The sequence below is a fragment of the Hymenobacter armeniacus genome (assembly GCF_014699055.1).
GTDB classification, from domain to species: Bacteria; Bacteroidota; Bacteroidia; order Cytophagales; family Hymenobacteraceae; genus Hymenobacter; species Hymenobacter armeniacus.
Window position 1 is genome coordinate 81424 of record NZ_JACXAC010000004.1, and the last position, 23847, is coordinate 105270.

Annotated in this window: 17 protein-coding genes; 10 read left to right on the forward strand and 7 right to left on the reverse strand. The window is 66.1% G+C overall.

Going from position 1 to position 23847, the window contains the following annotated elements; genetic code table 11:
• Positions 1 to 162 precede the first annotated feature (162 nt).
• Positions 163 to 1482 (forward strand): adenosylhomocysteinase, encoded by a 1320-nt coding sequence (ahcY, locus tag IC234_RS11865; protein WP_190924823.1) that lies wholly within the window; start codon positions 163 to 165, stop codon positions 1480 to 1482.
• Between the two features lie 69 nt (positions 1483 to 1551).
• Here the strand turns inward: ahcY and IC234_RS11870 are convergent, their stop codons facing one another.
• The 4 genes from IC234_RS11870 to IC234_RS11885 form a co-directional block, all read right to left on the reverse strand.
• Positions 1552 to 1770, reverse strand: coding sequence for a hypothetical protein (locus tag IC234_RS11870; RefSeq protein ID WP_190924825.1), 219 nt, complete (start codon positions 1768 to 1770; stop codon positions 1552 to 1554).
• A 38-nt stretch (positions 1771 to 1808) separates the two neighbouring features.
• The gene (locus IC234_RS22185; protein WP_190924828.1) at positions 1809 to 3866 is read right to left on the reverse strand and encodes a prolyl oligopeptidase family serine peptidase; all 2058 of its coding nucleotides are present in this window, start codon (positions 3864 to 3866) and stop codon (positions 1809 to 1811) included.
• Positions 3844 to 4041 carry a hypothetical protein gene (locus IC234_RS11880; protein WP_190924830.1) on the reverse strand — a complete coding sequence of 66 codons (198 nt, stop codon included), beginning with the start codon at positions 4039 to 4041 and terminating at the stop codon, positions 3844 to 3846. Before IC234_RS11880 ends, IC234_RS22185 begins: the two co-directional genes overlap by 23 nt.
• A gap of 75 nt (positions 4042 to 4116) precedes the next feature.
• The gene (locus IC234_RS11885; protein ID WP_190924833.1) at positions 4117 to 5196 is read right to left on the reverse strand and encodes a hypothetical protein; all 1080 of its coding nucleotides are present in this window, start codon (positions 5194 to 5196) and stop codon (positions 4117 to 4119) included.
• A gap of 281 nt (positions 5197 to 5477) precedes the next feature.
• Here IC234_RS11885 and IC234_RS22070 point away from each other — a divergent pair, with 281 nt between their 5' ends.
• The 5 genes from IC234_RS22070 to IC234_RS22275 all read left to right on the forward strand — a co-directional run bounded on the left by IC234_RS22070 (position 5478) and on the right by IC234_RS22275 (position 14518).
• Entirely contained in the window at positions 5478 to 9983 is a 4506-nt protein-coding gene (locus IC234_RS22070; protein WP_190924835.1) for a beta strand repeat-containing protein, read from the forward strand.
• A gap of 392 nt (positions 9984 to 10375) precedes the next feature.
• Positions 10376 to 11206: an alpha/beta hydrolase family protein gene (locus IC234_RS11895; RefSeq protein ID WP_190924838.1), complete on the forward strand. Its 831-nt coding sequence runs from the start codon at positions 10376 to 10378 to the stop codon at positions 11204 to 11206.
• Between the two features lie 89 nt (positions 11207 to 11295).
• Positions 11296 to 12243: an HNH endonuclease gene (locus tag IC234_RS11900; protein ID WP_190924840.1), complete on the forward strand. Its 948-nt coding sequence runs from the start codon at positions 11296 to 11298 to the stop codon at positions 12241 to 12243.
• Between the two features lie 937 nt (positions 12244 to 13180).
• Positions 13181 to 13801 carry a TMEM175 family protein gene (locus IC234_RS11905; protein ID WP_190924842.1) on the forward strand — a complete coding sequence of 207 codons (621 nt, stop codon included), beginning with the start codon at positions 13181 to 13183 and terminating at the stop codon, positions 13799 to 13801.
• A gap of 84 nt (positions 13802 to 13885) precedes the next feature.
• Positions 13886 to 14518, forward strand: coding sequence for a putative quinol monooxygenase (locus IC234_RS22275; RefSeq protein WP_223827645.1), 633 nt, complete (start codon positions 13886 to 13888; stop codon positions 14516 to 14518).
• A 377-nt stretch (positions 14519 to 14895) separates the two neighbouring features.
• On the opposite strand, the gene IC234_RS11915 is transcribed toward IC234_RS22275, so the two are convergent.
• A complete protein-coding gene (locus IC234_RS11915) occupies positions 14896 to 15462 on the reverse strand; it encodes a hypothetical protein (protein WP_190924844.1) in 567 nt (188 codons plus the stop codon).
• A 467-nt stretch (positions 15463 to 15929) separates the two neighbouring features.
• Here IC234_RS11915 and IC234_RS11920 point away from each other — a divergent pair, with 467 nt between their 5' ends.
• The gene (locus IC234_RS11920; protein ID WP_190924846.1) at positions 15930 to 19742 is read left to right on the forward strand and encodes a fibronectin type III domain-containing protein; all 3813 of its coding nucleotides are present in this window, start codon (positions 15930 to 15932) and stop codon (positions 19740 to 19742) included.
• Positions 19743 to 19887: 145 nt separating this feature from the next.
• On the opposite strand, the gene IC234_RS11925 is transcribed toward IC234_RS11920, so the two are convergent.
• Positions 19888 to 20889: a sugar phosphate nucleotidyltransferase gene (locus IC234_RS11925; RefSeq protein WP_190924848.1), complete on the reverse strand. Its 1002-nt coding sequence runs from the start codon at positions 20887 to 20889 to the stop codon at positions 19888 to 19890.
• A 200-nt stretch (positions 20890 to 21089) separates the two neighbouring features.
• Here IC234_RS11925 and IC234_RS11930 point away from each other — a divergent pair, with 200 nt between their 5' ends.
• From IC234_RS11930 to IC234_RS11940, 3 genes are all read left to right on the forward strand, one after another.
• Entirely contained in the window at positions 21090 to 21668 is a 579-nt protein-coding gene (locus IC234_RS11930) for a LemA family protein (protein ID WP_190924850.1), read from the forward strand.
• Positions 21669 to 21773: 105 nt separating this feature from the next.
• Entirely contained in the window at positions 21774 to 22232 is a 459-nt protein-coding gene (locus tag IC234_RS11935; protein ID WP_190924852.1) for a TPM domain-containing protein, read from the forward strand.
• Positions 22229 to 23080 (forward strand): TPM domain-containing protein, encoded by an 852-nt coding sequence (locus IC234_RS11940; RefSeq protein ID WP_223827646.1) that lies wholly within the window; start codon positions 22229 to 22231, stop codon positions 23078 to 23080. Before IC234_RS11935 ends, IC234_RS11940 begins: the two co-directional genes overlap by 4 nt.
• Before the next feature lie 94 nt (positions 23081 to 23174).
• Here the strand turns inward: IC234_RS11940 and IC234_RS11945 are convergent, their stop codons facing one another.
• Complete coding sequence (locus tag IC234_RS11945) at positions 23175 to 23807, reverse strand: DUF1684 domain-containing protein (RefSeq protein WP_190924854.1); 633 nt, start codon at positions 23805 to 23807, stop codon at positions 23175 to 23177.
• Between the last annotated feature and the right edge of the window lie 40 nt (positions 23808 to 23847).

Here is a 23847-nt window from a genome sequence, read left to right on the forward strand (position 1 = left end):
AAAGGGCGTAAAATTCCCGCTGATGTCGCCTCGGCTGCGCCCAAGAAACCACGGCATAGCTTGCCTGAATGGCGGGCGAATTGGCCGGCTTGGTAGTGCCGGCCCTTGAACAAAACTTGTATCTTTGCGGTTGAAACGCGATACCAACAATCAACTCATATCATGGTGGAAACCACGACGAAAACGTACGTTCCGTACAAAGTAAAGGACATGAGCCTGGCCGAGTGGGGCCGCAAGGAAATCCGTCTGGCCGAAGCCGAAATGCCTGGCCTGATGTCGTTGCGCGAGGAGTTTGGCGCGTCGCAGCCCTTCAAGGGCGCCCGCATTGCCGGCTGCCTGCACATGACCATCCAAACCGCCGTGCTCATCGAGACCCTCAAGGCGCTGGGCGCCGAGGTGACGTGGTCGTCGTGCAACATCTTCTCGACGCAGGACCACGCCGCCGCCGCCATTGCCGCCGCCGGCATTCCGGTGTATGCCTGGAAAGGCATGAACGAGGAAGAGTTTAACTGGTGCATCGAGCAGACGCTGTTTTTTGGCGAAGAGCGCCAGCCCCTGAACATGATTCTGGACGACGGCGGCGACCTCACCAACATGGTGCTCGACCAGTACCCCGAGCTGGCCGCCGGCATCAAAGGCGTGAGCGAAGAAACCACGACCGGCGTGCTGCGCCTGTACGAACGCGTGAAAAATGGCACCCTGCCTTTCCCCGCCATCAACGTGAACGACTCGGTGACGAAGTCGAAGTTTGACAACAAGTACGGCTGCAAAGAGTCGGCCGTGGACGCCATCCGTCGGGCTACCGATGTGATGATGGCCGGCAAAATTGCCGTGGTGGCCGGCTACGGCGACGTCGGAAAAGGCACCGCGGCCTCGCTGCGCGGCGCTGGCGCCCGCGTCATCGTAACCGAAATCGACCCCATCTGCGCCCTGCAGGCGGCCATGGACGGCTACGCCGTGAAGAAGCTCACGAACGCCGTGAAGGAAGCCGACATCGTGGTGACGGCCACCGGCAACTGCGACATCCTCACCGAGGAGCATTTCCGCAGCCTGAAGGACAAAGCCATTGTCTGCAACATCGGCCACTTCGACGACGAAATCGACATGGCGTGGCTGAACAAGAACTACGGCCACACCAAGGACACGGTGAAGCCGCAGGTGGACATCTACACCATCGACGGCAAAGAGGTCATCATCCTCGCCGAAGGCCGCCTCGTGAACCTGGGCTGCGCCACCGGCCACCCCTCGTTCGTGATGTCGAACTCGTTCACCAACCAGACCCTGGCCCAGCTGGAGCTGTGGGAGCGCGGCAATGAGTACGAAAACCAAGTGTACACCCTGCCCAAGCACCTCGACGAGAAGGTGGCCCGCCTGCACCTCGCCAAAATCGGCGTGGAGCTCGACGAGCTGACCGCCAAGCAGGCCGACTACATCAAAGTGCCGGTAGAAGGCCCGTTTAAGTCGGACCTGTACCGCTACTAAGCACGACTGACACAACGAAAAAGGCCGGTTCACGCAAGTGAGCCGGCCTTTTTTATTTGCGAAATCTTGTTATTCCAGCAGCACACGTTGCGGATGCGGCTGCCCGCCGGCGGCACCAATGCGCAAAAAGCACAGGCCTGCGGTCTGCAATACCTGCGGCCCAGTTGCCGGACATAAAGCATCGGTCAGGCGCTGCTGAAGCGTGCGCTTTGTGACGACCGCCGCCGCCAGCACCGCATTGGGTGAGTAGATGACGAAATCGGGCTGATGTTGCTCGTCGAGGGCCAACACGCGGGGCTCACTTCAGGCGCAGGTTGGCATCGTTTCTACGCCAATTCTGGTGTCACGCCCATGTTGGCGTAGCAGAAGCTCCACACGTCGGCCCATTCATCAATCAGCAGGGCGGTGCTTTTGCCGGCGCCGTGGCCGGCGTTCACGTCGACCCGAATGAGGGTGGGGTGGGGGCCGGCGTTGGCGGCCTGCAGAGCGGCGGCGTACTTGAAGGAGTGGGCGGGCACCACCCGGTCGTCGTGGTCGGCGGTGGTGATGAGCGTGGCGGGGTAGGCGGTGCCGGGGCGCAGGTTGTGCAAGGGCGAGAAGGCCAACAGGTTGCGGAACTGGGCTTCGTCGTCGGAAGTGCCGTATTCGGGTGCCCAGTTCCAGCCGATGGTGAATTTCTGGTAGCGCAGCATGTCCATCACGCCCACGGCGGGCAGGGCCACGCGGCAGAGGTCGGGCCGCTGGTTGGCCACGGCGCCCACCAGCAGGCCGCCGTTGGAGCCGCCCGCCATGGCGAGGTGCTGGGTGTCGGTGTACTGGTTCGTTTTGAGGTACTCGGCGGCGGCAATGAAGTCGTTGAATACGTTTTGCTTGTGCGGGGTCATGCCGGCGCGGTGCCAGTCTTCGCCGTACTCGCCGCCGCCGCGCAGGTTGGCCACGGCCAGGATGCCGCCGTTTTCGAGCCACAGCATGCGCGCCACCGAGAAGCCGGGCGTCAGGCTCACGTTGAAGCCGCCGTAGGCGTAGAGGTAGGTGGGGTTGTGGCCGTTCAGGGGCAGGCCCTTTTTGTGCACGATGAACATCGGAATCCGCGTGCCGTCCCGGCTCGGGTAGAACACCTGGGTGGTTTCGTAGTTGGCCGGCTGCACGTCTACCGTGGGCGCCCGGAATACGGTGCTGGTATTGGTGGCGAGGTCGTAGCGGTAAATGGTGGTCGGGTACGTGAACGAGGTGAAGGCGTAGTACACCGCCATGGCCGCCCGCCGCCCGCCGAAACCGCTGGCCGTGCCAATGGCCGGCAGCGCCACGTCGTGCCGAAACTCGCCCCGTTCCGAGTAGACCTTCACCTGCGAGCGGGCGTCGTGCAGGTAGCCGGCCAGCAGGCAGCCGCCCGCCTGGGTCACGCTTTCGAGCTTGTTTGCGGTTTCGGGCAGCACCTCGCGCCAGTTCGCTTCTTCGGGCCGGCTGGGGTCGATGCCCACCACGCGGTAGTTGGGCGCCCGGTAGTTGGTGTACACCAGCACCTCGCCGCCCACGTTGCCGACCACAGTGTTGTTGAATGCATAGGAATCAAACAGGGTGGTCCAGGTGACGGCCTGGGCGGGGTCGGTCAGGTCGCGCACCAGCAGGCGGTTGCCGTCCGACACGCCGTCGGTGAGGTAGAGGCACAGGAACCGCTCGTCCTCGGTGGCGCCGGCCATGCGGAAGCCCAGCGGCATGGCGGGGTTTTCGTACACCAGCTGGTCGTCGGCCTGCGGCGTGTGCAGCCGGTGGAAATACACCTTGTGAAACTCGTTCTTGCCCGAGAGGTCGTTTTCGCCGGCTTTGGGCGCGTCGTAGCGGCTGTAGTAGAAGCCCGCCGCGGTCCACGACGTCCCCGAGACCTTCACCCAGTCCAGCGTATCGGGCAGCAGCTCCTGGGTGGCCAGGTCCATGATGCGGATTTGGTTCCAGTCGGAGCCGCCGCTGCTGGTGGCGTAGGCCAGGTAGCGGTGGTCGTTGCTGAACTCCATGCCGGCCAGGGCGGTGGTGCCGTCTTCCGAGAATTTGTTGGGGTCGAGCAGCACGCGGGGCTCTTCCTGGCCGCGCTGGCGGTACACCACGGCCTGGTTTTGCAGGCCGTCGTTTTTGGCAAATACTAACTCGTCGCCCACCTGCTCGGGTACGCCGTAGCGCTCATAGTTCCACAATGTGGTGAGGCGCTCCCGGATGCCGTTACGGAACGGAATCTGATTCAGATACCCAAACGTGACTTCGTTCTGGGCCGTCACCCAGGCCGTGGTTTCTGCCGCGTCGGGGTCTTCGAGCCAGCGGTAGGGGTCGGGCACGGCGGTGCCAAAATAGGTGTCGGTAACGTCGGCTTTACGGCTTGGGGGGTAGGTCACGGCGGGTGGTGTCGGGAAGCTCTAGGCCGGCTTTGCGGCTGGGCTCGGCATTTTCGGGGGTGGTGGTTTCGGTAAGGGGCTGGCGGCGCGGCAGGGTGTTGCGCGCGGGCGGTGTGGTGGCCCGGCAAGCCGGCAAAGCTGCCAGTAGCACGAGCAGGCGAAAGGCAGCTTTCATGGGCAAGGAGGAAAAAGCGGTGGGGCGGCGCCAGCAGGTACGGCTGCAGAGAGCCGGCCGACTAAAAATGTATAGCTAATCCAGTTGCACGTCGTCGGCCACCGGGCCCTGGCGCTCTGTGCCGGGAGCGGGCCCAGCTTCAGCAGATGCGGCCGGCGGCCCGGGCACGGCCACGGCGGCGGCCACCAGCTCGGGCAGGTTGGCGCGCAGCCAGCGCAGCTCCTCGTCTACGCGCTGGCTCACCAGGCGCTCCACTTCCAGGCGCTGGGCGGGGCTGAGTTGGTCGAGGGCCGGCGTGGAGGCTGGCGTGGCGCGGGTTTCGGAGGCGGCCAGCACCAAGGCTTCGGCCCGTTTCACGCGGGCCACCGAGTCGGCCACGGCGGCGCTGGTTTCGGTGGCGGCGGCCGTGGCGGCGGCGGCGGCCTGCTTGGCCACCAGGGTTTCGCGCCGCTGCTGCCGGCGCCACTGCCCCAGCGTGATGCGCAGCATGACGTACAACACCAGGCTCAGAATGGCCAGAATGAGCGCCAGCGGCGCGGCGAAGCGGAAGAGCAGGCTGCCCGGCCCGGCTGTGGGCAAGGCGGCGGCCGTTGCGTCGGCGTCGCGGTCGGCCGCGGCGGCCTGTTCGGCGGCCTCGGCCGGACCCAGCGCGCCGGGAGTGGCCGTGGTGTCGGCCGTTTCGGGCGCCATGGCCGCCGATACGTCGCCGAGCGGCGTGCCGCTTTCCACGTAATGCGTGAGGGCGGTTTCGAGGGCCTCCACGCGGGCCATGCGGGCGGGGTCTTTGCGCCGGGCCGGCGAGCCTTTCAGCTTGCTCACAATGGCCTTGGTGAGGGCCGCGAGGCGGGCGGGGTTGTCCTTCTTGCCTTGGTAAATGGCGCCGCGGCCCTCAATGGGCTGGTAGAGCAGGCTGTACACGCGCAGGCTGTCGGGCCGGATGCTGGCGGCCAGGGCGTCGAGGTTGCCGCCTTCGCAGCGCACGGTGCTTTTGAGGTTGGGCCGGCCGGCGTCGTCGTACACGAAGCGCACCGTGGCGCACCAGATTTGCACCTTGCTCTCATCGAGCGAGGGCTGACCCAGGGGCGTTTGGGCGCGAAGCGAGCCGGTGAGCAGCAACAAAGCCAGCAGAGCGGCCAGAACGGGGCGGAAGGTCATAAGCAGCGCGGTTTTGACCGAAAAGTACGGCGTGGGGCGCTATTTATTATTGTTTGGGTGATATAGAATCTCCGAACTGGCGAGCGCTCCACAAGCCCCCCAGGGCATCGTAAATGGTCTGCCTGGGCGGGCCAATTGCCGCCACGGCCCGCCACTGCGGCTGCCCCGGAGAACGGCGGCTCCCTACCTAGGCCGTTTGAGGAAATGCCAATTGGGTTGGCCATCAGCAGATTCCTGGCGGCTGCTTTAGCTTTGCAGGGTACACCTTTTTCCCAGCATCATTGAAAACAAGCTACACCGACACCCTCTTTTCGACAGGTACGAAGCCCGCCGCCGGGCGCTGGCGCCAACCGCTGGCCCTGCTGGCCCTGCTGCTGAGCAGCTCCGGCGCCTGGGCACAAACCGTCAAAACCCTGCCGGGCGACTACGCCAACTTCGCGGCGGCCATCAACGACATCAACAGCAGCTTCCCCAATGGGGGCGTGACGGTAAACGTGGCCGCCGGCTACGCCGAAACGGCGCCGTCTGGCGGCCTGCCGCCCCTCACGGCCCAGGGCACGGGCGGGGCCACCGGGCAAATCGTTTTCCGGAAGGCGGGCAGCGGCACCAACCCGCTGATTACCGCGCCGGTGGGCTCCTCGAATGCGCTGGACGGCATCGTGCGCCTGAGCGGCGCCGATTACGTGACCTTCGACGGCATCGACCTGCTCGACCCGGCCACGAACAACAACCAAATAAAAGCGTCGGAATTTGGCTATGCTTTCTTCCGCGCCTCGGCCACCAACGGCTGCCAAAACAACACCATCCAGAACTGCAAGGTCACGATGAACCGCTCGGGCAGCGGGTCGGCCACGACCGGCTTGTATGGGGTGTACCTGGCCCTGACCACGCCCACGGGCACGGCCGTCACGCCCACCTCGGCGGCCGGCAGCAACTCTAGCAATAAGTTCTACGCCAACACGCTGCTCAACACCCAGTCGGGCATTTTCGTGACGGGTTACGGCGACGCGGCCCCGTATAGCCTGGCCGACCAAAACAACGACTTCGGGGGCCAGGCGGCCAGCACCGGCAACACCATCCGCAACTACGGGGGCGCGTCGGGCGTCATCGCCTTCGGCATCCGCGCCACCAACCAGCAAAGCCCCAACGCCAGCTTCAACACCCTGGACAACGCGGGCGGGGGCGGGGTCGCCACGGCCAGCTCCCTGTACGGCGTGTACCTGACGCTGGGCGCCAGCGGCGACATTACCCTGAACAACAACGCCGTGACGCTGGTGCAAGCCCCCACGGCCACCACCAGCGTCACGGCCACGGCCGTGTATTCGGGCCACACGGGCACGGGCACCGCAACCCTGAACAACAACGCGGTGAGCTACACCCTGGCGGCGGGCGGGGGCGTGGCCAGCGCCAGCAGCCGCTACATGGTGCTCAGCAGCAACATCAGCGCCATCGGCGGGCTGAACATGAACGGCAACCAGGTAACCTACACGCTGAGCAGCACAGCGGCCAGTTCCCCCATCAGCGGGGCGGCGCACGGGGTGAGCTGCCAGGGCCCGGTGGGCGGGGCACTGAACATGAACGACAACCAGGTGACCTTCACCCTGAGCAACACGTCGAGCAGCAGCCTCGACGTGGCCGCCCGGGGCGTGAACTGCCAAAACCCCGTGACGGGAGCTGCTTCGCTCAGCAACAACGCAGTGAACTACGCCGTGAGCAATTCGGGCACGGGCACCATCGCCGCCAGCGGCAGCGCTTACTTCGGGGTGGTGAACAGCGGAGCCGCCCCCAGCCTGGCCCTGAACACGAACACCGTGGCCTACACCCTGACCAATACCAGCACGAGCGCCATTTCCGCCGCGTGCCAGGCCGTGTACAACGGTGGGGCCGTGAGCGGAGTGCTGTCGATGAGCGGCAATGTCATCAGCCACACCGTGCCGGCCGCCCCGGCCACGGTGGGCAACATCTCTGGGTCGCTGCTGGGCATCTTCAACACCGTGGCCGTGCCGGGCAGCCTGGCCATCAACAACAATACCTTTTCCTTCGCCATCGCCAACGGCGGAGCCACCATCAGCAGCACGATGACAGGGGTTGTCAACCAGGGCGGCACGGTGGGCGGCACGGCCAGCTTCAACGGCAACGCCCTCGACTTTGCGCTGGCTACCGCGGCGGGCGTCACGTCGTCTTCGCCCATTGGCATCAGCAACTCAGCGGGTTCGCCACTGACCGGCGCGGCCACCTTCAGCGACAACACGCTGACCTACACGGGCACCCGCACGGGCGGCACGTTCAGCTCAGACTTTACGGGCATTGCCAATTACGCCGCCACCTCCTCCACGCTGACCATCGACAACAACACGCTGCTGGGCAGCAGCACGGCCAGCACCGGCAACATGACGTTTGTGCTGGCCACCGGGGCGTCGTCGGCCCTGGTCACCATCAGCAACAACCGCTACCAGAACAGCCGCACGGCCTCGACGGGCTCGGTGCTATTCATCAACAACAGCAACGCCGTCAACATCGCCACGGCCGCCAACCTGCTGGTGCAGGGCAATTCCTTCACCGGCCTCACCCGCACCGGCGCGGGCGGCACCACCGGCTACTTCAACATCGGCTTCGCCACCACGGCCGGTACGCACACCATCCGCAACAACACCGTCAGCGGCCTCACGCTGCTGGGCAGCTTTGTGGGAATAGAGTCGCTGGCCACGGCCACCGGCGCCGGCACCAGCAGCATTGCCTATGAGGTGAGCGACAACGTCATCGGGTCGCTGGCCAGCGGCGGGGGCATTTCCTCCACGGGGGCCAGCCCTATGGTGGGCCTGTGGGCGGGCGGCACCGCCGTGAGCGGCACGCTGGCCAACAACACGGTGCAGAACCTGAGCGGCGCCGGGCAGACGGTGGGCCTCACGCTGAGCGGCAACACCGGCGTGCCCGTCAGCACCAGCAATACCTTCTTTTCGGGCACCATCCTAGGCAACATCATCAGCAACCTCAGCACCACAAGCGGCGCCGCGGTGTACGGCATGTACCTGCCGGCCGCCAGTGCCCCCGGCGGCGCCGTCAGCACCACCGCCAACAAAGTGACCAACCTGAGCACCAGCAGCACGGGCGCGGTCTACGGCATCGAGGTGGCGGGCGGTCCCAGCCACACGCTCAGCAACAACATCATTGCCACCCTCACGGCCCCGGCCGGCACCGGCAGCCCCGCCGTGGCCGGCCTGTACCTCACCGCCGGCACCGCCATCAACGCCTACCACAACACCGTGTACCTGGGCGGCACCGGCCCCGGCAGCAGCGCGGCCTGCTACCGGACCAGCACCGGCGCTACCACGCTGCGCAACAACATTTTCTACAACGCCCGCACGGGCAGCGGCAGCAACTACGCCCTGGCCACCGCCTCCACCACCGGCTTCGTGGGCTCGACGACCAACCCCGGCACCAACACCTCCGACTACAACCTACTCATCGCCGCCGATGCCGCCAAAGTGGGCCTCTACGGCGCCACGGCCTACTCCTTTGCCGACTGGAAAACCGCCACCGGCGGCGACGGCAGCAGCCTGAGCGAAACCACCACCACGCTGCCCGCCGCCAACCTGTTTGCCAACCCCGCCGCCGGCGACTTCTTCCCGAACGCCGCCAACCCCGCCGCCTGGTACGCCAACGGCACCGGCACGCAGGTGGCCGGCATCGGCACCGACTACGTGGGCGCCCCGCGCCCCACCACCGTGCCCGCCGGCGCCCCCGACCTCGGCGCGTTTGAAGTGACGCCCACGGCCCTGCCGCCGGCCCTGGCCGTGTCGGCTGCGCCGGCCCTGGGCGGTACCCAGGTGTTCTCGCTCGGCGGGCGCACCCTGGCCCGCCTTACGTATGGCAGCACCGGCACCGTGCCCGGCAGCGTGCTGGCCCGCTACTACTCGGGCACCAACCCGCCCGCGCCCTTCCTGGCCGGCGCCCGCTACGCCAACGCCTACTTCGAGTTCAGCGACGCCACCGCCGATGGCAGCGGCTACACCTACCAGCCCACCCTGGCCTACGACCCCGCCCTGCTGGGCACCATCCCCAACGAAGCCGCCCAGCGCATCAGCCCGCGCGCCGCCGACAACAGCGGCTACGGCACGTACTTCGCCACCGTGGTGAGTCCGGCCCCGGCCCGCACCCTCATCGGCCCGGCCACCGCGACGCCCCTGGGCCTGCTGGCCATCGGCGCCGCTGCCGCGCCGCTGCCCGTGCAGCTGTCCCGGTTCGAGGCCCTGCGCGAGGGCGCCGACGTGCTACTGAGCTGGACCACGGCCACCGAGCACGACAACCAGGGCTTCGACGTGCAGGTGAGCCCCGACGGCCAGCACTTCCGCACCCTGGGCTCCGTGGCGGGCGCTGGCAGCAGCGCCGGTCCCCGCCGCTACGCCTTCACCGACCGCGAAGCCGGCAAAACCGGCCTGCGCTACTACCGCCTGCGCCAGCTGGACCAGGGCGGGCCGGCAAGCTTCTCGCCCGTGCGCACCGTGCAGTTCGACGCGGCCGCCGGCCCGTTACTGGCCTGGCCCAACCCCTGCCGGCAAGCCCTGCACCTGAGCCTGCTGCTGCCCCGGGCCGCCGCCGCGGCCACCCTCACGCTCACCGACATGCTGGGCCACCCGGTGCTGCGCCAGGAGCTGGGCCCCCTGACCGCCGGCCCCAGCCAGCCCACTCTCGACAGCCCCGCCTTTGCTCGCCTGCCCGCCGGCCTCTACGTGCTGCACCTGGCCACTCCCGCCGGTACCCAGACGCTGAAGCTGGTGAAAGAGTAAGCCGCCGCTGAGCAGGCAAAAAGGCCCTGGCACATGCCGGGGCCTTTTTTTGTGCCGACGGGGCGCCTCACCCCCGGCCCCTCTCCTCGGGGAGAGGGGAGCCACGGCGGCGCAGCCGTTTGTTGTGGTTTGCAATCGTCAGGCTCCCCTCTCCCCGAGGAGAGGGGCCGGGGGTGAGGCGCCCCGCCGGCACAAAGCCGAAGCATTGCCCCTGCCAATTCCCGGCTCTGCCGCAACTGGAGTAACCATAGCTTGGGATGGACGCCCGCCACACAGCCTCCATCGCGTCGAAGAGCCGGCTCGGTAGCCGACGCCCGACAACCCGCCGCAGCAGCGAAACAAGCCGGCACCCGCCCCGCCCTGGAACGGGGCCTGACGCCGTTATTTACGCCATGCGAACCCTCCGAAACCTCCTGGCCACCAGCGCGGGCCTGCTGGCCCTGGCCGGCTGCCAGTCCCAGCCCGACCACGCCAGCACCCCCGCCGCCGCCCCCGGCCAGTGGGTGGGCGCCGCCGGGCAGCGGCTGTGGGCGCAGGTGTACCTCAGCCCCCAGCTCAGCGCCCACCCCACGCTGCTTGTCGTGCTGCACGGCGACGCCCCCTTCAGCAAGCCCGCCTACCAATACACCGTGGCCCGACGGGCCGCCCAGGCCAACCCCGACCTGGTAGCAGTGGCCCTGCTGCGCCCCGGCTACACCGACCCCGCCGGCCACCATTCCGACGGCCAGCGCGGCGAAGCCACCGGCGACAACTACACCCCCGCCGTACTCGACGCCCTCGCCGCCGCCCTCACCACGCTCCGGGCCCGCTACCACGCCGGGCGGGTGGTGCTGGCCGGCCACTCCGGCGGAGCCGCCCTCGCCGCCGACCTGCTGGGCCGCCACCCCGGCCTGGCCGATGCCGCCCTGCTGGCCGCCTGCCCCTGCAACGTGGCCACCTGGCGCGCCCACATGAAGCGCCACACGGGGGGCGGGGCCATCTGGGACCAGCCCGTGGCCAGCGTGTCGCCGGAGCAGGTGCTGGCCCGCGTCCCGGCCCGCACGCGGGTGGCTCTGCTCGTGGGCACCGCCGACTCCATCGCCCCGGCGACCATGACCCGGGAGTATTACCAGCGGCTGCAGCAGCAGGGCATCCCGGCCACCCTGCGCGAACTGCCGGGCCTCGGCCACGAGATATTCCTGGGCAAAGCCGTGCAGCAGGAAATCAAGGGGCTGTTGCGGTGAGTAGGAGGGGGCGGAGTGTGGACTCTGCGCCTAAAGCAGCTGCGGGCCGGGTGTAAGGTGCCAGCATCTGCCCATACCTTGCCCGCCGAATGCTTGCCACCTACCTCCGCCGCTTCCAGAAACTGCGCGTCGCCCGCACCGCTCGCCACGGCGAGGCGCCCTATAAGCCCGCCCTGTTGCTGGCCGTGCTCGACGGCATCGCCGATGGCAGCATCCGCGACAACCGCATCGAAATCACCCCCGAGCTCATCGCGGCCTTCACCGCCATTTGCACCGACCTGAGCACCGGTTCCCACTTCACGGCCGCCAACTTCGCGCTGCCCTTCTATCACCTCACCGGCGACGGCTTCTGGCACCTGCACACCTGGCCCGGCCTGGAGCTGCTGCTCACCGCCTCCAACTCGGTGCGCAGCTTCCGCCACTTGCGCGAAGTGGTGGCCTTCGCCGCCCTCGATGCCGACCTATGGCAGCTGGCGCAACAGCCCGAAGCCCGGGCCGCCCTCCAGCAGGCGCTGCTGGCGCGCTACTTCCCCGCCACCCAGGCCCGCTGCCGCCCCCGTGCCGGCGAGGCCGCGCTGGCCCAAATCCGCCGCCAGATACTGGAAGAGCCCGCCGCCCTCTACCGCACCCACTTCCAGCCCGCCAATGAGCTCGACCAAACCATGCGCAACGCCCTCTTCAAGCGCGAAGTGTTGCGGGCCTACGACCACACCTGCGCCGTGTCGGGCCTGCATCTGGTGAGCACCGCCAGCAGCCCCTACCCGCTGCTCGATGCCTGCCACATCGTGCCCTGGGCCCTCACCCACGACGATACCCTCCCCAACGGCTTGGCCCTGTGCCCCAACCTGCACCGCGCCTTCGACCGCCACCTATTCTGGATTGACGCCGACTACCGCGTGTGCGTGGCTGCTACTTTTCAGGAACTCGGCGGCGCCGCCCACGGCATCCGCCGCTTCGAGGGCCAGGAACTGCGGCTGCCCCGGGAGCCGGCCTGGTGGCCGGGGCGGGAGAATCTGAGGGCGCAAAGGGGATACTGACTCGTCGTGTACTCAAATTACCATTTTTGTATACTTTACCCGAATGCGTTCCTTTCGCCTCGTTGCTCCACTGCTTTGCCTATTCTTCGCGGTGGTGGGATGCAGCACATCCAGGCACGTACGGTACGCCGAACAGGAATCGTCCTGCCCGTATCCAGACCTGATTAGCATCCGATACGACCCGCCGGCCCAAGACAAATACGTGTACCCCGTTGTCGTGGGCCTCCTTGGCAAGCAGTACCCCCGCGCCGTGTACCGGAACGGTGGGCCTACGGCTTTAGTCGAAGCCGCCTATTACACGCAGCTGCTGGCGCTCATGCAAAGGAGTGCCACCACCATGCCAGGTCCCGGCTCAGAAGCCAGCTATTTTCGCATTTGCGCCGGGCAACAGGAACTCCGGTTGCTGCGCCAGGACCAACGGCCGTTCTTCCAAGCCCTACTACGCGGACTTACGCCGCGGAGCGAAGCGGAAAAGGACTTTCAGAGACAACTAGAAATCTTGTCCGAGAAGTACTAAGTCGCGAAATGAACATGGAGGTAGAACGCTCCGTTGTGTAAACAACCCTTCCGCTGCGCCAAAGCCCTGCTGGCGTGAACCAGCAGGGCTTTGGCTTAACTCAACCGAACGTGATGCTTGCCGGACAAGACCACTGCGCGTGGCCCCGAGCGAGGCGATGGCCGGCCGGCCGTGCGGCCCTCTTCCGCACGGTTCGCCGGCCGCGGCAGCCTCGCGCAGGCGACGACCCGACGGGCACCGCCCCGGCCCGCTGCCGGGCTTTCTTTCCCACGCCGCCCAGATTACGGGTTTGTCCCGGCGAGTATCCGGAGTAAACCGCGGGCTACTAACCAAAGAAGGCGTACATTCACGGTGGAGCCGCGGGTGGGCGCTCGACGGGCGGTTTTGGGTTTCGGGGCATTTAACGTTAAAATAGCTCGCATGCACAACCACCGGCCAACCGACCGACTCGAATACTTCAGCGACGCCGTGTTGGCCATCGCGGCCACCTTGTTGGCCACCGACCTGCCCAAGCCCGACGCGGAAACGGGCTTGCTGCAGGAACTGGCCAAGCTCTGGCCGCACTACGCGGCCTTCGCGGCGTCTTTTCTCTTCATCTGCGTTGCCTGGTCCAACCACCACAACATGTTCGCGTACATCAAGCAGACGGACCAGTACCTGCTGCTGCTGAACATCTTGTTTTTGCTGTTCGTCACCCTGCAATCCTTCACCACCGGGCTGTTGGCCCGGCAGGTCGGCCACCCCGACGAACGGACGGCGGCCCTGGTCTACCACGGGACGTTGGTGCTGATGACCTTGTTCTACAACGGCACCTGGTGGTACGCCATCAGCCGGAAGGGACTGTTGGAAGACGGGACCGACAAGCGGCTCATCCGGCTGCTGACCACAGAATACGCCCTGGCCCCGGCGCTGCACCTGGCGGCCATGCTCGTTTGTTGGTGGAGCGTGCCGTGGAGCATCGTCCCCGTGGTGCTGCTGTACGCCTACTTTGCCTTGCCCCGGCTGAGCGAAAAAAGAATAAAACAGGAAAACCCAGCGTAGGAATAGACAAGCATAAAAACCCATTAGGTTCTAACTTTTTAATCTACTACATTTAAAGAATCATATTAACCAATTTATTAAGCCATGGCGATGACCACAAAAGGATTACTCGTCCGTTTAGCGGCGAAACATGGCAAAGACGACGCGGTGGAAGCGTTCCTTGCTTCTGCCCTGCCGTTAGTGCGGCAGGAGGCCGGCACAACAGCCTGGTTTGCCGTTCGATTTGGCCGGTCGGAGTACGGCATCGTCGATTTCTTCCCCGATGAAGCATCCCGCGAGGCACACCTGAACGGGGCGGTTGCCAGCGCTTTGCGGCAAAAGGCCGCCGACTTATTTGAAACTGCCCCGGATATCCAGAAACTGGAGGTCCTGGCCAGCAAACTACCCTCCCAACCGCCCGCGAAACCCAATACAAAAGGGCTGTTGCTGACCTTTAAAGCGAAGGAGGGCCACGAACAGGAGGTGGTCCAATTTTTACAAGGTGCCCAGCCGTTGGCCCTGGCCGAAGAAGAAACCATCGCGTGGTTTGCCCTCCGCCTGCCGACCGGGGAGTACGGCATTTTCGATGTTTTTCCGGACAACGGAGCCCGCTTAAAACACCTCGCGGGCCGCATTCCCCAGGAATTAACCAAACACGCGCTTTCGTTGCTGGGCAGCTTCCCGGAGATGGATTTGCTGGCGGTGACGGCGGAGAATTTTAATCCCTCGGTTTGCTAAACTACTGGTATAGTAGCAGAATGAGCAACCAACGAGCTATTGCACAACTTGGCGAGTTTACGAAACTCGTCTACGATTTAAAGTTTACGAAATGCACCAAGTAGATAAGTTTCGTAAACCGGGTGGCCTCCAAAAGTCACCCGTATTTCGAAGGGTTTTTAATACGCTCAGATGGCCTGAAGCGAAAGAAGCCCCGGCCGCCTACGCAGCCGGGGCTTCTTTCGCTTCTGCCACCCGCCCCGCGCCTTGCGGGCGCGGCGGCTTTTAGTACTATGCCGGGTTTTCCGGCGGCGGGTGCTTCCGGGGCTCCTCCGAGCATCCTCCGAGCATCCTTCGAGCGGCGGATACTGGCAGGGGCGGGTCCGCAATAGGACTTTTTAGAGGGTGCGGGTGGTGGCCGAGGCGTGGCCGGGGTTGTCGGTGGCCGTCACGGTCAGCTTGTCGCCGGCCAGGGTGGCGTTGCGGGCTGTGGCCGTGTACTGCCACTGGTTGGGGTCGGCCTGCTGCACGGCCGCGCCTTCTTCCACCAGACTGCCGTCGCCGTTCTCGATGCGCACCGTCACGGCCTTCACCGCGTAGTCGTCGGTGGCCGTGATGGCGATGACGTCGCCTACCTTGCCCGTGTAGGCCTCAATGTTCACCTCCCAAATGTCGGGCGCGTGCATGTAGTCGGCCACCAGCACGTTGCTGATGCGCTGGTTGCGGGCCTTGGCCTCGTCGGCGTACTCGGCCTGCACGGCCGGGTCCTGGGCCTGCCCGCGGGCGTAGATGATGGCCTGCTGGAACCGCTCGCGCTGGGCCGTCTGGGCCGCCGAGGGCGGGCCGCTGGGGGCCTGCGGGGCCACGCCCACCACGGTGCCGCGGCTGGTTTGCCGGAACACCAGCTGGCCGCCGAGCGTGCCGCTCAGGCCCTGCGTCACGATGTTGTTTTTAACCTTTGCCATAACGTGTAGATGGGGGTTTTGGGTAGAGAAACGCCCGGCCGTCAAGTCGGGCCGCCGGCAAGGTACTGGAATATTCAATTGCTTGTACATGACTGTCTCATGGCTTTACCACCAGCCCGTTAGCTGGGCGGCCCGCGGCCCTGCGGCGGCATGGCCAGGCGCTTTGCTCTGCAAAAAATGAGCAGGGGAGGAGGGTGCTGATGGGCCCCGGGGCCTTGCCTGGAGCCCGCTGCCGCTGACCCGGCCGCTGCCCGGAAAAGACGTTTTGGGCCCGTTTTCAGCGCCGGGCCGCTGCCTCTGGCGAAGCGCTGCTGCCCGTTGGCCGGCGCCTGCGGCGGCCCACTTGCCGGCTCCGGATAAACCACATGGCATTAAGGACTTACATTAGCGTCTGTTAGGGCCGGGCCGCCTGCTGTTGCGGGGCGTTTCGGTTTCATCCCCTTTTCCCCACCCTTAGTCCTTTTCTCATGATAAATCACTTACCCTGCACCTCGTCTTTCAACAAAGGCTGGGCCGGCACCCTGGCGCTGCTGGTCTGGCTGCTGCCGCTGCTGGGCCACGCCCAGGCCCGGGCCGATGCCTACGGCTTCACCCAAACCATGGGCACCTACGCGCCCATCACGGGCGGCACCACCATTAGCGGCAGCACCACCGACGACGACGAGGTGTACCCCACCGTCACGCTGCCCTTCTCGTTCACCTACGCGGGCACGGCCTACACCGCCCTCAACATCACCCCCAACGGCTACGTGACGTTTGGCGCCACCGCGCCCAGCGCCACCGGCTACACCCCCATTTCTTCGGGCACGGGCTACGCCGGTGCCATCGCCGCGTTTGGCCTCGATGGTGGCGGCCGGAGCAACGCCGGCGCCGCCATCAGCACCGCCACCGTGGGCACGGCCCCGAACCGCGAGTTTGTGGTGCAGTATGCCAACTGGAGCGCCTACGGCGGCGTGGGCGGCACCGAGAACTACCAGATTCGCCTGGCCGAAACCAGCAACGTCATCCGCATTGTGTACGGCACCTTCACGGGCCTGGCCACCGGCACCAACCCGCAAGTAGGCCTGCGCGGCGCCGCCAACACCGACTACAACAACCGCCGCAGCGCCGCGGGCTGGGACCAGACCAACACCGGCGCCGCCCTCACCAGCTCGTCGACCGTGGCGGTGGGCCCCACCCTGGTGCCGGCCGCGGGCCTCACCTTCACCTACACCCCTGCCGCTACGCCGCAGCTGCCGGCCATCCGGCCCACGGCCTCTGCCGTCGCGGTCAGCACCGCCACCATCGACTTTGTGGCGCCGGCCGCCGCCACCACGGCCCCCACGTCCTACACCGCCACCGTGACGCCAGCCGTCCCCGGTAGTCCGTTCACGGTCACGGCCTCGCCCTTTGCGCTCACCGGCCTGGCCGCCAGCACCGCCTACACGGTGAGCATGGTGGCCAACTACGCGGCCGGGGCCTCGCTGCCCACCGAAACCCGGTTTGTGACCACCCCGGCCTGCTCGCCCCCCACGGCGCTGGCCATCAGCGCCATCACCACCACCTCGGCCAGCCTGACGTTCACCGCCCCGGCCTCGGGGGTGACGAACTACACCGTGACCACCACGCCCGCCACCACCACCTACACCGTCACCAGCGCCACTACGGCCGCGCCGCTCGTGCTCACCGGCCTCACGCCCGGCACGGCCTACACCGTGAACGTGGTGAGCAACTGCTCCGTCGGGGGCGTGGCCAACACCGCCACGGTGAGCTTTGTCTCCGGCTTCACCTGCGTGACGCCGACTTACGCCACGGTGCCCTACACGCAGACGTTCGAGAACACCTGGGTGAGCAACTGCGCCCTGCGCGACGTGCCGAGCCTGAACTGGAAGATGACGGCCGGGGCCGACCCCGACGCCTCTTTCCGCCGCTACGACGACGGCGCCGCCGCCGGCTGGCTTAACGGCTCGACCAACTACGGCTACACGCCGGCCGGCAGCAACGCGGGCGGGGCCTCGTCTTTGTTCTCGGCGCGCTACCACTCGGGCAACGTGTTTCCGGTGACCGAGTTTGCCACCTTCGACCTTTACGCCAACGCGGGCGGTACCACGGGCACGCCCACCCTCACCTTCGATTACATCAACACCAGCGGCTCGGACAAGCTGGAAGTGCTGCTGAGCACCGACGGCGGCGTCACCTTCGGCGCGCCGCTGTTCACGCAGGTGCTGGCCGCCACCTGGACCACCTACACCGTGCCGCTGCCCGGGGCCACGGCCACGAGCGTGATTCGCTTCCGCGCCACCGGCGACAACGGCAGCTCCGACATCGGCCTCGACAACGTCAACCTCAACTACGTCACCTGCTCCATCGTGGCGAACCTGGCCGTCGCCAACATCACCGCCACCACGGCCAGCGTAACGTTTACGCCCCCGGCCGGCGGGGCTAGCTACACCGTGACCTACACCCCCACGGGCGGCACGGCCACCACCGTTACGCCCACCCCCACGGCCTCGCCCGTGTCCCTGACGAGCCTCACGCCCAACACCCCCTACACCGTAACCGTGACCACCAACTGCGCCGGCAGCACCACTTCGGCCAGCGTCACCACCACCTTCACCACGGCCTGCACGGCGGCCCCCTACGCCGCGCTGCCCTATACCCAGACCTTTGAAGCTACCTGGGCCAATGCCTGCGGCACCCGCGACGTGCCCGACGCCAACTGGCGTGCCTCGCCGCTGGCGGGCAACAACGCCTGGCGCCGCTTCGACGACGGCACGGCCGGTGGCTGGAGCACCATCAACGGCGGCTACACCCCGGCCGGCAGCAACGCCGGCGGGGCCACGTCCTTGTTTTCGGCCCGCTTCCACGCCTACAACGCTCCCGTGGGCAGCCAGGGCCTGCTCGACCTCTCGGTGAACGCAAGCGGTACCACGGGCACGCCCACCCTCACCTTCGATTACATCAACACCAGCGGCTCGGACAAGCTGGAAGTGCTGCTGAGCACCGACGGCGGCGGCACCTTCGGCGCGCCGCTGTTCACGCAGGTGCTGGCCGCCACCTGGACCACCTACACCGTGCCGCTGCCCGGGGCCACGGCCACGAGCGTGATTCGCTTCCGCGCCACCGGCGACGACGGCCTCAGCGACATTGGCCTCGACAACGTGAACGTGAGCTACGTGACCTGCACCCCGCCGACGGCCGTCGCCGTGCCCGCGGCCACCATCACCACCACCACGGCCCAGGTAACGTTCACGCCCTCGACCAGCGGCGTGGCCAACTACACCGTGACGACTTCGCCGGCCACCACCCAGGCCAACGCCACGGCCTCGCCCATCACCCTGACGGGCCTGACCCCTGGCACCACCTACACCGTGACGCTGACCACCAACTGCTCCGGCGGCAACGGTAGCTCGACGACGACCGTGCCGGTGACCTTCACCACGGCCTTTCTCTGCGTGACGCCGACTTACGCCACGGTGCCCTATACCCAGACGTTCGAGAACACCTGGGTAACCAACTGCGCCCTGCGCGACGTGCCCAGCCTGAACTGGAAAATGACGGCCGGGGCTGACCCCGACGCCTCTTTCCGCCGCTACGACGACGGCGCCGCCGCCGGCTGGACCGGCGGCTCGACCAACGGCGGCTACACCCCGGCCGGCAGCAACGCCAACGGCGCGTCGTCCTCATTCTCGGCGCGCTACCATTCCTACAACGTGTCTCCGGTGACCGAATTCGCCACCTTTGACCTCTACGCCAACTTGAGCAGCGCCGGTTCGGCTGGGACCGGGCTGAAGTTTGACTACATCAACACCAGCGGCACGGACAAGCTGGAAGTGCTGCTGAGCACCGACGGCGGGACCACCTTCGGCGCGCCGCTGTTTACGCAGGTGCTGGCCGCCACCTGGACTTCTTACACCATACCCCTGGTAGGCGGCACCGCTACGAGCGTGATTCGTTTCCGCGCCACCGGCGACAACGGCAGCACCGACATTGGCCTCGACAACGTGAGCCTGCTGGTGGTGACGGCCACCCGCAACGAGGCCCTGGCCGCCCAGGTGAGCGTATACCCCAACCCGGCCCACGAGAACTTCACGGTGCTGGTGCCGGCCGTGGCCAACGCCACGAGCGTGCAGGCCGAACTACTCAATGCCCTCGGGCAGGTGGTACGCACGCAGTCAGCGGCCTTGCCCGCGGCCGGTGCCCGCTTCACGGTGCCCACCGCCGAGCTGGCGACCGGCGTGTACACCCTGCGCCTCAAGGCCGGCAATGACGTCCTCACCAAGCGTGTGGTCATCAACTAGCTAGCCGGAGCCGGCTCTGCCTCAGGGCCAGCTCTTGGGCTTAATTGACCTGTATGAAAAAGCCCCGACTGCGCGAGCAGTCGGGGCTTTTTTGGTAAATATCCACCTGCGGCGTCGGACCGGTGGGCGGTCCACAAAACGACGACTAGCTGTAGTCAATCTCCGTGTTGTCGCCGATGTTCAGCGAGTGGTTCATGCCCCGGAACGAGGCGTCCGAACCCACGATGCAGTCGTGCATCACGGCTGAGCGTAGCTCCGAATAAGAGCCGATGATGGAGTCGCTCAGGATGGTGTTTTGCACGATGGTTTTGTCGCCGATGGCCACATTGGGGCCGATGATGGACTGCGAAATCTTGCAGCCCCGCCCGATGCTGACGGGCGGAATAATCACCGAATCCGGAAACTCCGAGTAGTCGCGCGGCTCCAGGAATTCGGCCGTGTTCAGCAGGCGGGCGTTGGCTTCGAGCAGGGTTTCCTTGCGGCCGCAGTCAAACCAGTTGTCGACGGGGCAGGTCGTCATCACCTCGCCGTCCTCGATGAGGCGCATCAGCGCGTCGGTGAGTTGGAATTCGCCGTGGGTGCGCACGTCGGTTTCGCGCAGCCACTCCAGGGCCTGGGCCAGCTTTTCGGCGTGGGCCAGCTTGTAGAGGCCCACCATGGCGTAGTTCGACTTCGGGATTTTGGGCTTTTCCACCACCTTGTTCACGCGGCCGCCGGCCCCGGTCTCCACAATGCCAAAGCGGGTGGGGTCCTTCACCTCTTTCACGGCCAGCACCGAGCCGGGCGTGGCCAGCAGGGCGGGCAGGTCGACGTCCACGATGGTGTCGCCGAGCAGGATGAGCACGCCGTCGGGGTCGTGGCGGAACTCCTCGCGGGCCAGCCACAGGGCATGGCCCAGGCCCTCGCGGGGCTCCTGCATCACGAAGGTGGCCTTGAGGTCGGGGTAGTTGCGGCGCACGTAGCGCACGATTTTATCGCCCAGGTAGCCCACGATGAACACAAAATCGGTGAGCCCGGCGCCCTGCAGGCGGTCGATGATGTGGCCCAGAATGGTGTTGCCGGCCACCGGCACCAAGCTTTTGGGCTGGGTGTGGGTGTGGGGGCGCAGGCGCGAGCCAATGCCGGCGACGGGAATAACGGCTTTCATGGTAATGAACCGAAGAAGAAATCGATTAAGAAGGAGCGAGGGCGGCCGGGCACGCCCAGCTACGCAGCAAGCTACAACTACTAGGGCCAAGCTGCGTACTTTGCGCCAAGCCCGGAACCAAACCGGCGCGGCCGCCGCAGGTTTTGGCCGTTGCCGCTTCCCCTCCGAGCATCTTTCACCATCACCCCTTCTTTTTTCACATGAAACGCTTTCTTCTGTATTTCGCGGGCCTGGCCCTGTTGCTCACCCAGTCCTCGTGCGGCTACAACGGCATGGTGCAGCGCGACCAGGCCGTGAAAGCCCAGGCCGGCAACGTGCAAAGCGCCTACCAGCGCCGCAACGACCTCATCGGCAACTTAGTGAACACCGTGAAGGGCGCCGCCAAGTTTGAGCAGGGCACCCTCACTTCGGTCATCGAAGCCCGCGCCAAGGCCACCAGCGTGCAGCTCAACGCCAACGACCTGACGCCTGAAAATATCAAGAAATTTCAAGAGGCCCAAAGCCAGGTGTCGGCCGGCCTGGGCCGCCTGCTGGCCGTGTCGGAAAATTACCCCGACCTGAAGGCCAACGCCAACTTCCAGGAGCTGCAGGCCCAGATTGAGGGCACCGAAAACCGCATCAACGTGGAGCGCAACAAGTTCAACGCCGTTACCAACGACTACAACACCTTCACCCGCTCCTTCCCCAACAACCTGTTTGCCGGCATGTTCGGCTTCCAGCCCAAGCCCTACTTCGAGGCCGACCCGGCCGCGAGCAAGGCGCCCACGGTGCAGTTTTAAATTTCAGTTATCAGTTAACAGTGAGCAGTGAACGAGTAGGGCCTCAGCCGCTACTGTGGGTTACCGGCTGCTCACTGTTAACTGTTCACTATTAACTGCTAACTGATGAATAACCCCCTTACCCCCGCCCAGGACGCGGCCCTGGTGGCCGCCATCCGGCAGGCCGAAGTCACGACTTCAGGCGAAATTCGGGTGCATCTGGAAGACACCTGCCCCACGCCCGAGCCGCTGGACCGCGCCGCCCAGGTGTTTGGCGAGCTGAACATGCACAAGACCGCCGCCCGCAACGGCGTGCTGTTTTACCTGGCCTGGCAAAGCCGGCAGTTCGCCGTCATCGGCGACTCGGCCATCAACGCGGCCGTGCCCGACGACTTTTGGGAAACCACCAAAGAAGCCGTGCTGGAGCAGTTTCGGCACGAAAACTACGTGCTGGGCCTGGAGCGCGGCATCAAGATGGTGGGCGAGCAGCTGCAGCGCTACTTCCCCTACAACGCCAAAACCGACCAGAACGAGTTGGACGATTCCATTTCCTTCGGCGGCCCAAAGCCGTCTTCCGACGCATGAAAAATTCCGAGGCTGACGCCAGGATAGACGCGCCCCGCGCGCAGGCGGCAGGCATGCGCATGCCCCGGCCCGCGGCGTGGCGCTGGCTGCTGGTGCTGCTGTGGGCCCTCACGGCGCTGGGCGCGGCGGCCCAAAACGTGCCGCCCCGGCCCAACCCGCCGCGTCTGGTCAACGACCTGGCCGGGCTGATGCAGGCCGGCGAAGCCGATGCGCTGGAGCGCAAGCTGGTGGCCTACAACGACAGCACCTCCTCGCAGATTGCCGTGGTCACGGTGCCCACCCTCGACGGCGACGACGTGGCCAACTACGCCCAGAACCTCTACGAAAGCTGGGGCATCGGCCGCAAAGGCAAAAACAACGGCATCCTGATACTGGTGGCCCAGCAGGAGCACGTGGCCCGCATCCAAACCGGCTACGGCCTCGAAGGGGCCGTGCCCGATGCCATCGCCAAGCGCATCATCAGCAATACGCTGGTGCCCGCGTTCCGCCAAAACCAGTACTACGCCGGCCTCGACCGCGCCACCGACCAGCTCATTGCCCTCGCCAAAGGCGAGTACAAAGCCGACCCGGAAGACGCCCGGCCGCAGCGCACGCGCGGTTCGTCGGGTTCCGGCATTCCGTTCTGGCTCATCATTGCCGTGATGGTGTTCATCTTCATTATGCTGCGCAACCGGGGCGGCGGCCGCGGCAACCGCGGCTTTGGCGGCGGTTTCGTGCCGCCCATCATCTTCGGCGGTGGCGGCGGCTTCGGCGGCGGTGGCGGCTGGGGTGGCGGCGGCGGAGGTGGCGGCTTCGGCGGCTTCGGCGGTGGCAGCAGCGGCGGCGGCGGCGCCAGCGGCAGCTGGTAGGTTTTTAGTGGTTAATGATAAACGGTTAGTGGTTAGTGCACGGTTATTTACAGCTGGGCATTAACCACTAACCGTTTATCCTTAACCACTAAACTCAGTGGTCGCTCTGCACGCCCACCGGAATGGCCACCGCCAGCCGGTTCTCGGCCGGCGGCACGGGGCAGGAGTAGCCGTGGTTGTAGGCGCACGAGGGATTGTAAGCCCGATTAAAATCGAGCTGCATCACCGTGACGCCGCGCGGCGGGATGCGCAGGTCGATGTAGCGGCCGCCGCCGTAGCTGCCGTGGCCGTTGGTGAGGTCGGTGAAGGGCAGGAAGAGGTAGTCTTCCAGGCCGGGCCGCTTCAGCAGCTCCTGGTTTTGGTACACGCTGAGCCGCTGGGGCTGGCCGTTCAGCACGAAGCGCAGTTCGCCGTATTTGCGGTAGGTGGGCCGGCGGGCGGTGCTGGTTTCCATGGCGAACGGCCGCGAGGTAGAGTCGCGCACAAACGTGGCCGTCACGTAGTAGCGGTACTGGGTGGGGTAGTAGGGCAGGCTGACGAGGGCCTGCTGCTCGGCCGGCGTCAGGGGCGACTCCTGCGGGTTGCGAAACTCCGCGTTCAGGGCCTGCTGAAACGCCAGCACGCTCTGGCGGTGGGCCACCGAGTCGAGGTGCGCGGGAGCGGTTTGCGCCTGCGCGCGGCCGGAAAGCAGCGCGCTTGCCAGCAGGAAGGCAAAGAAAGATTTCATGAGCCAAAGCTACTGCGCCTCCCGCGCCAGCAGGCCGTTT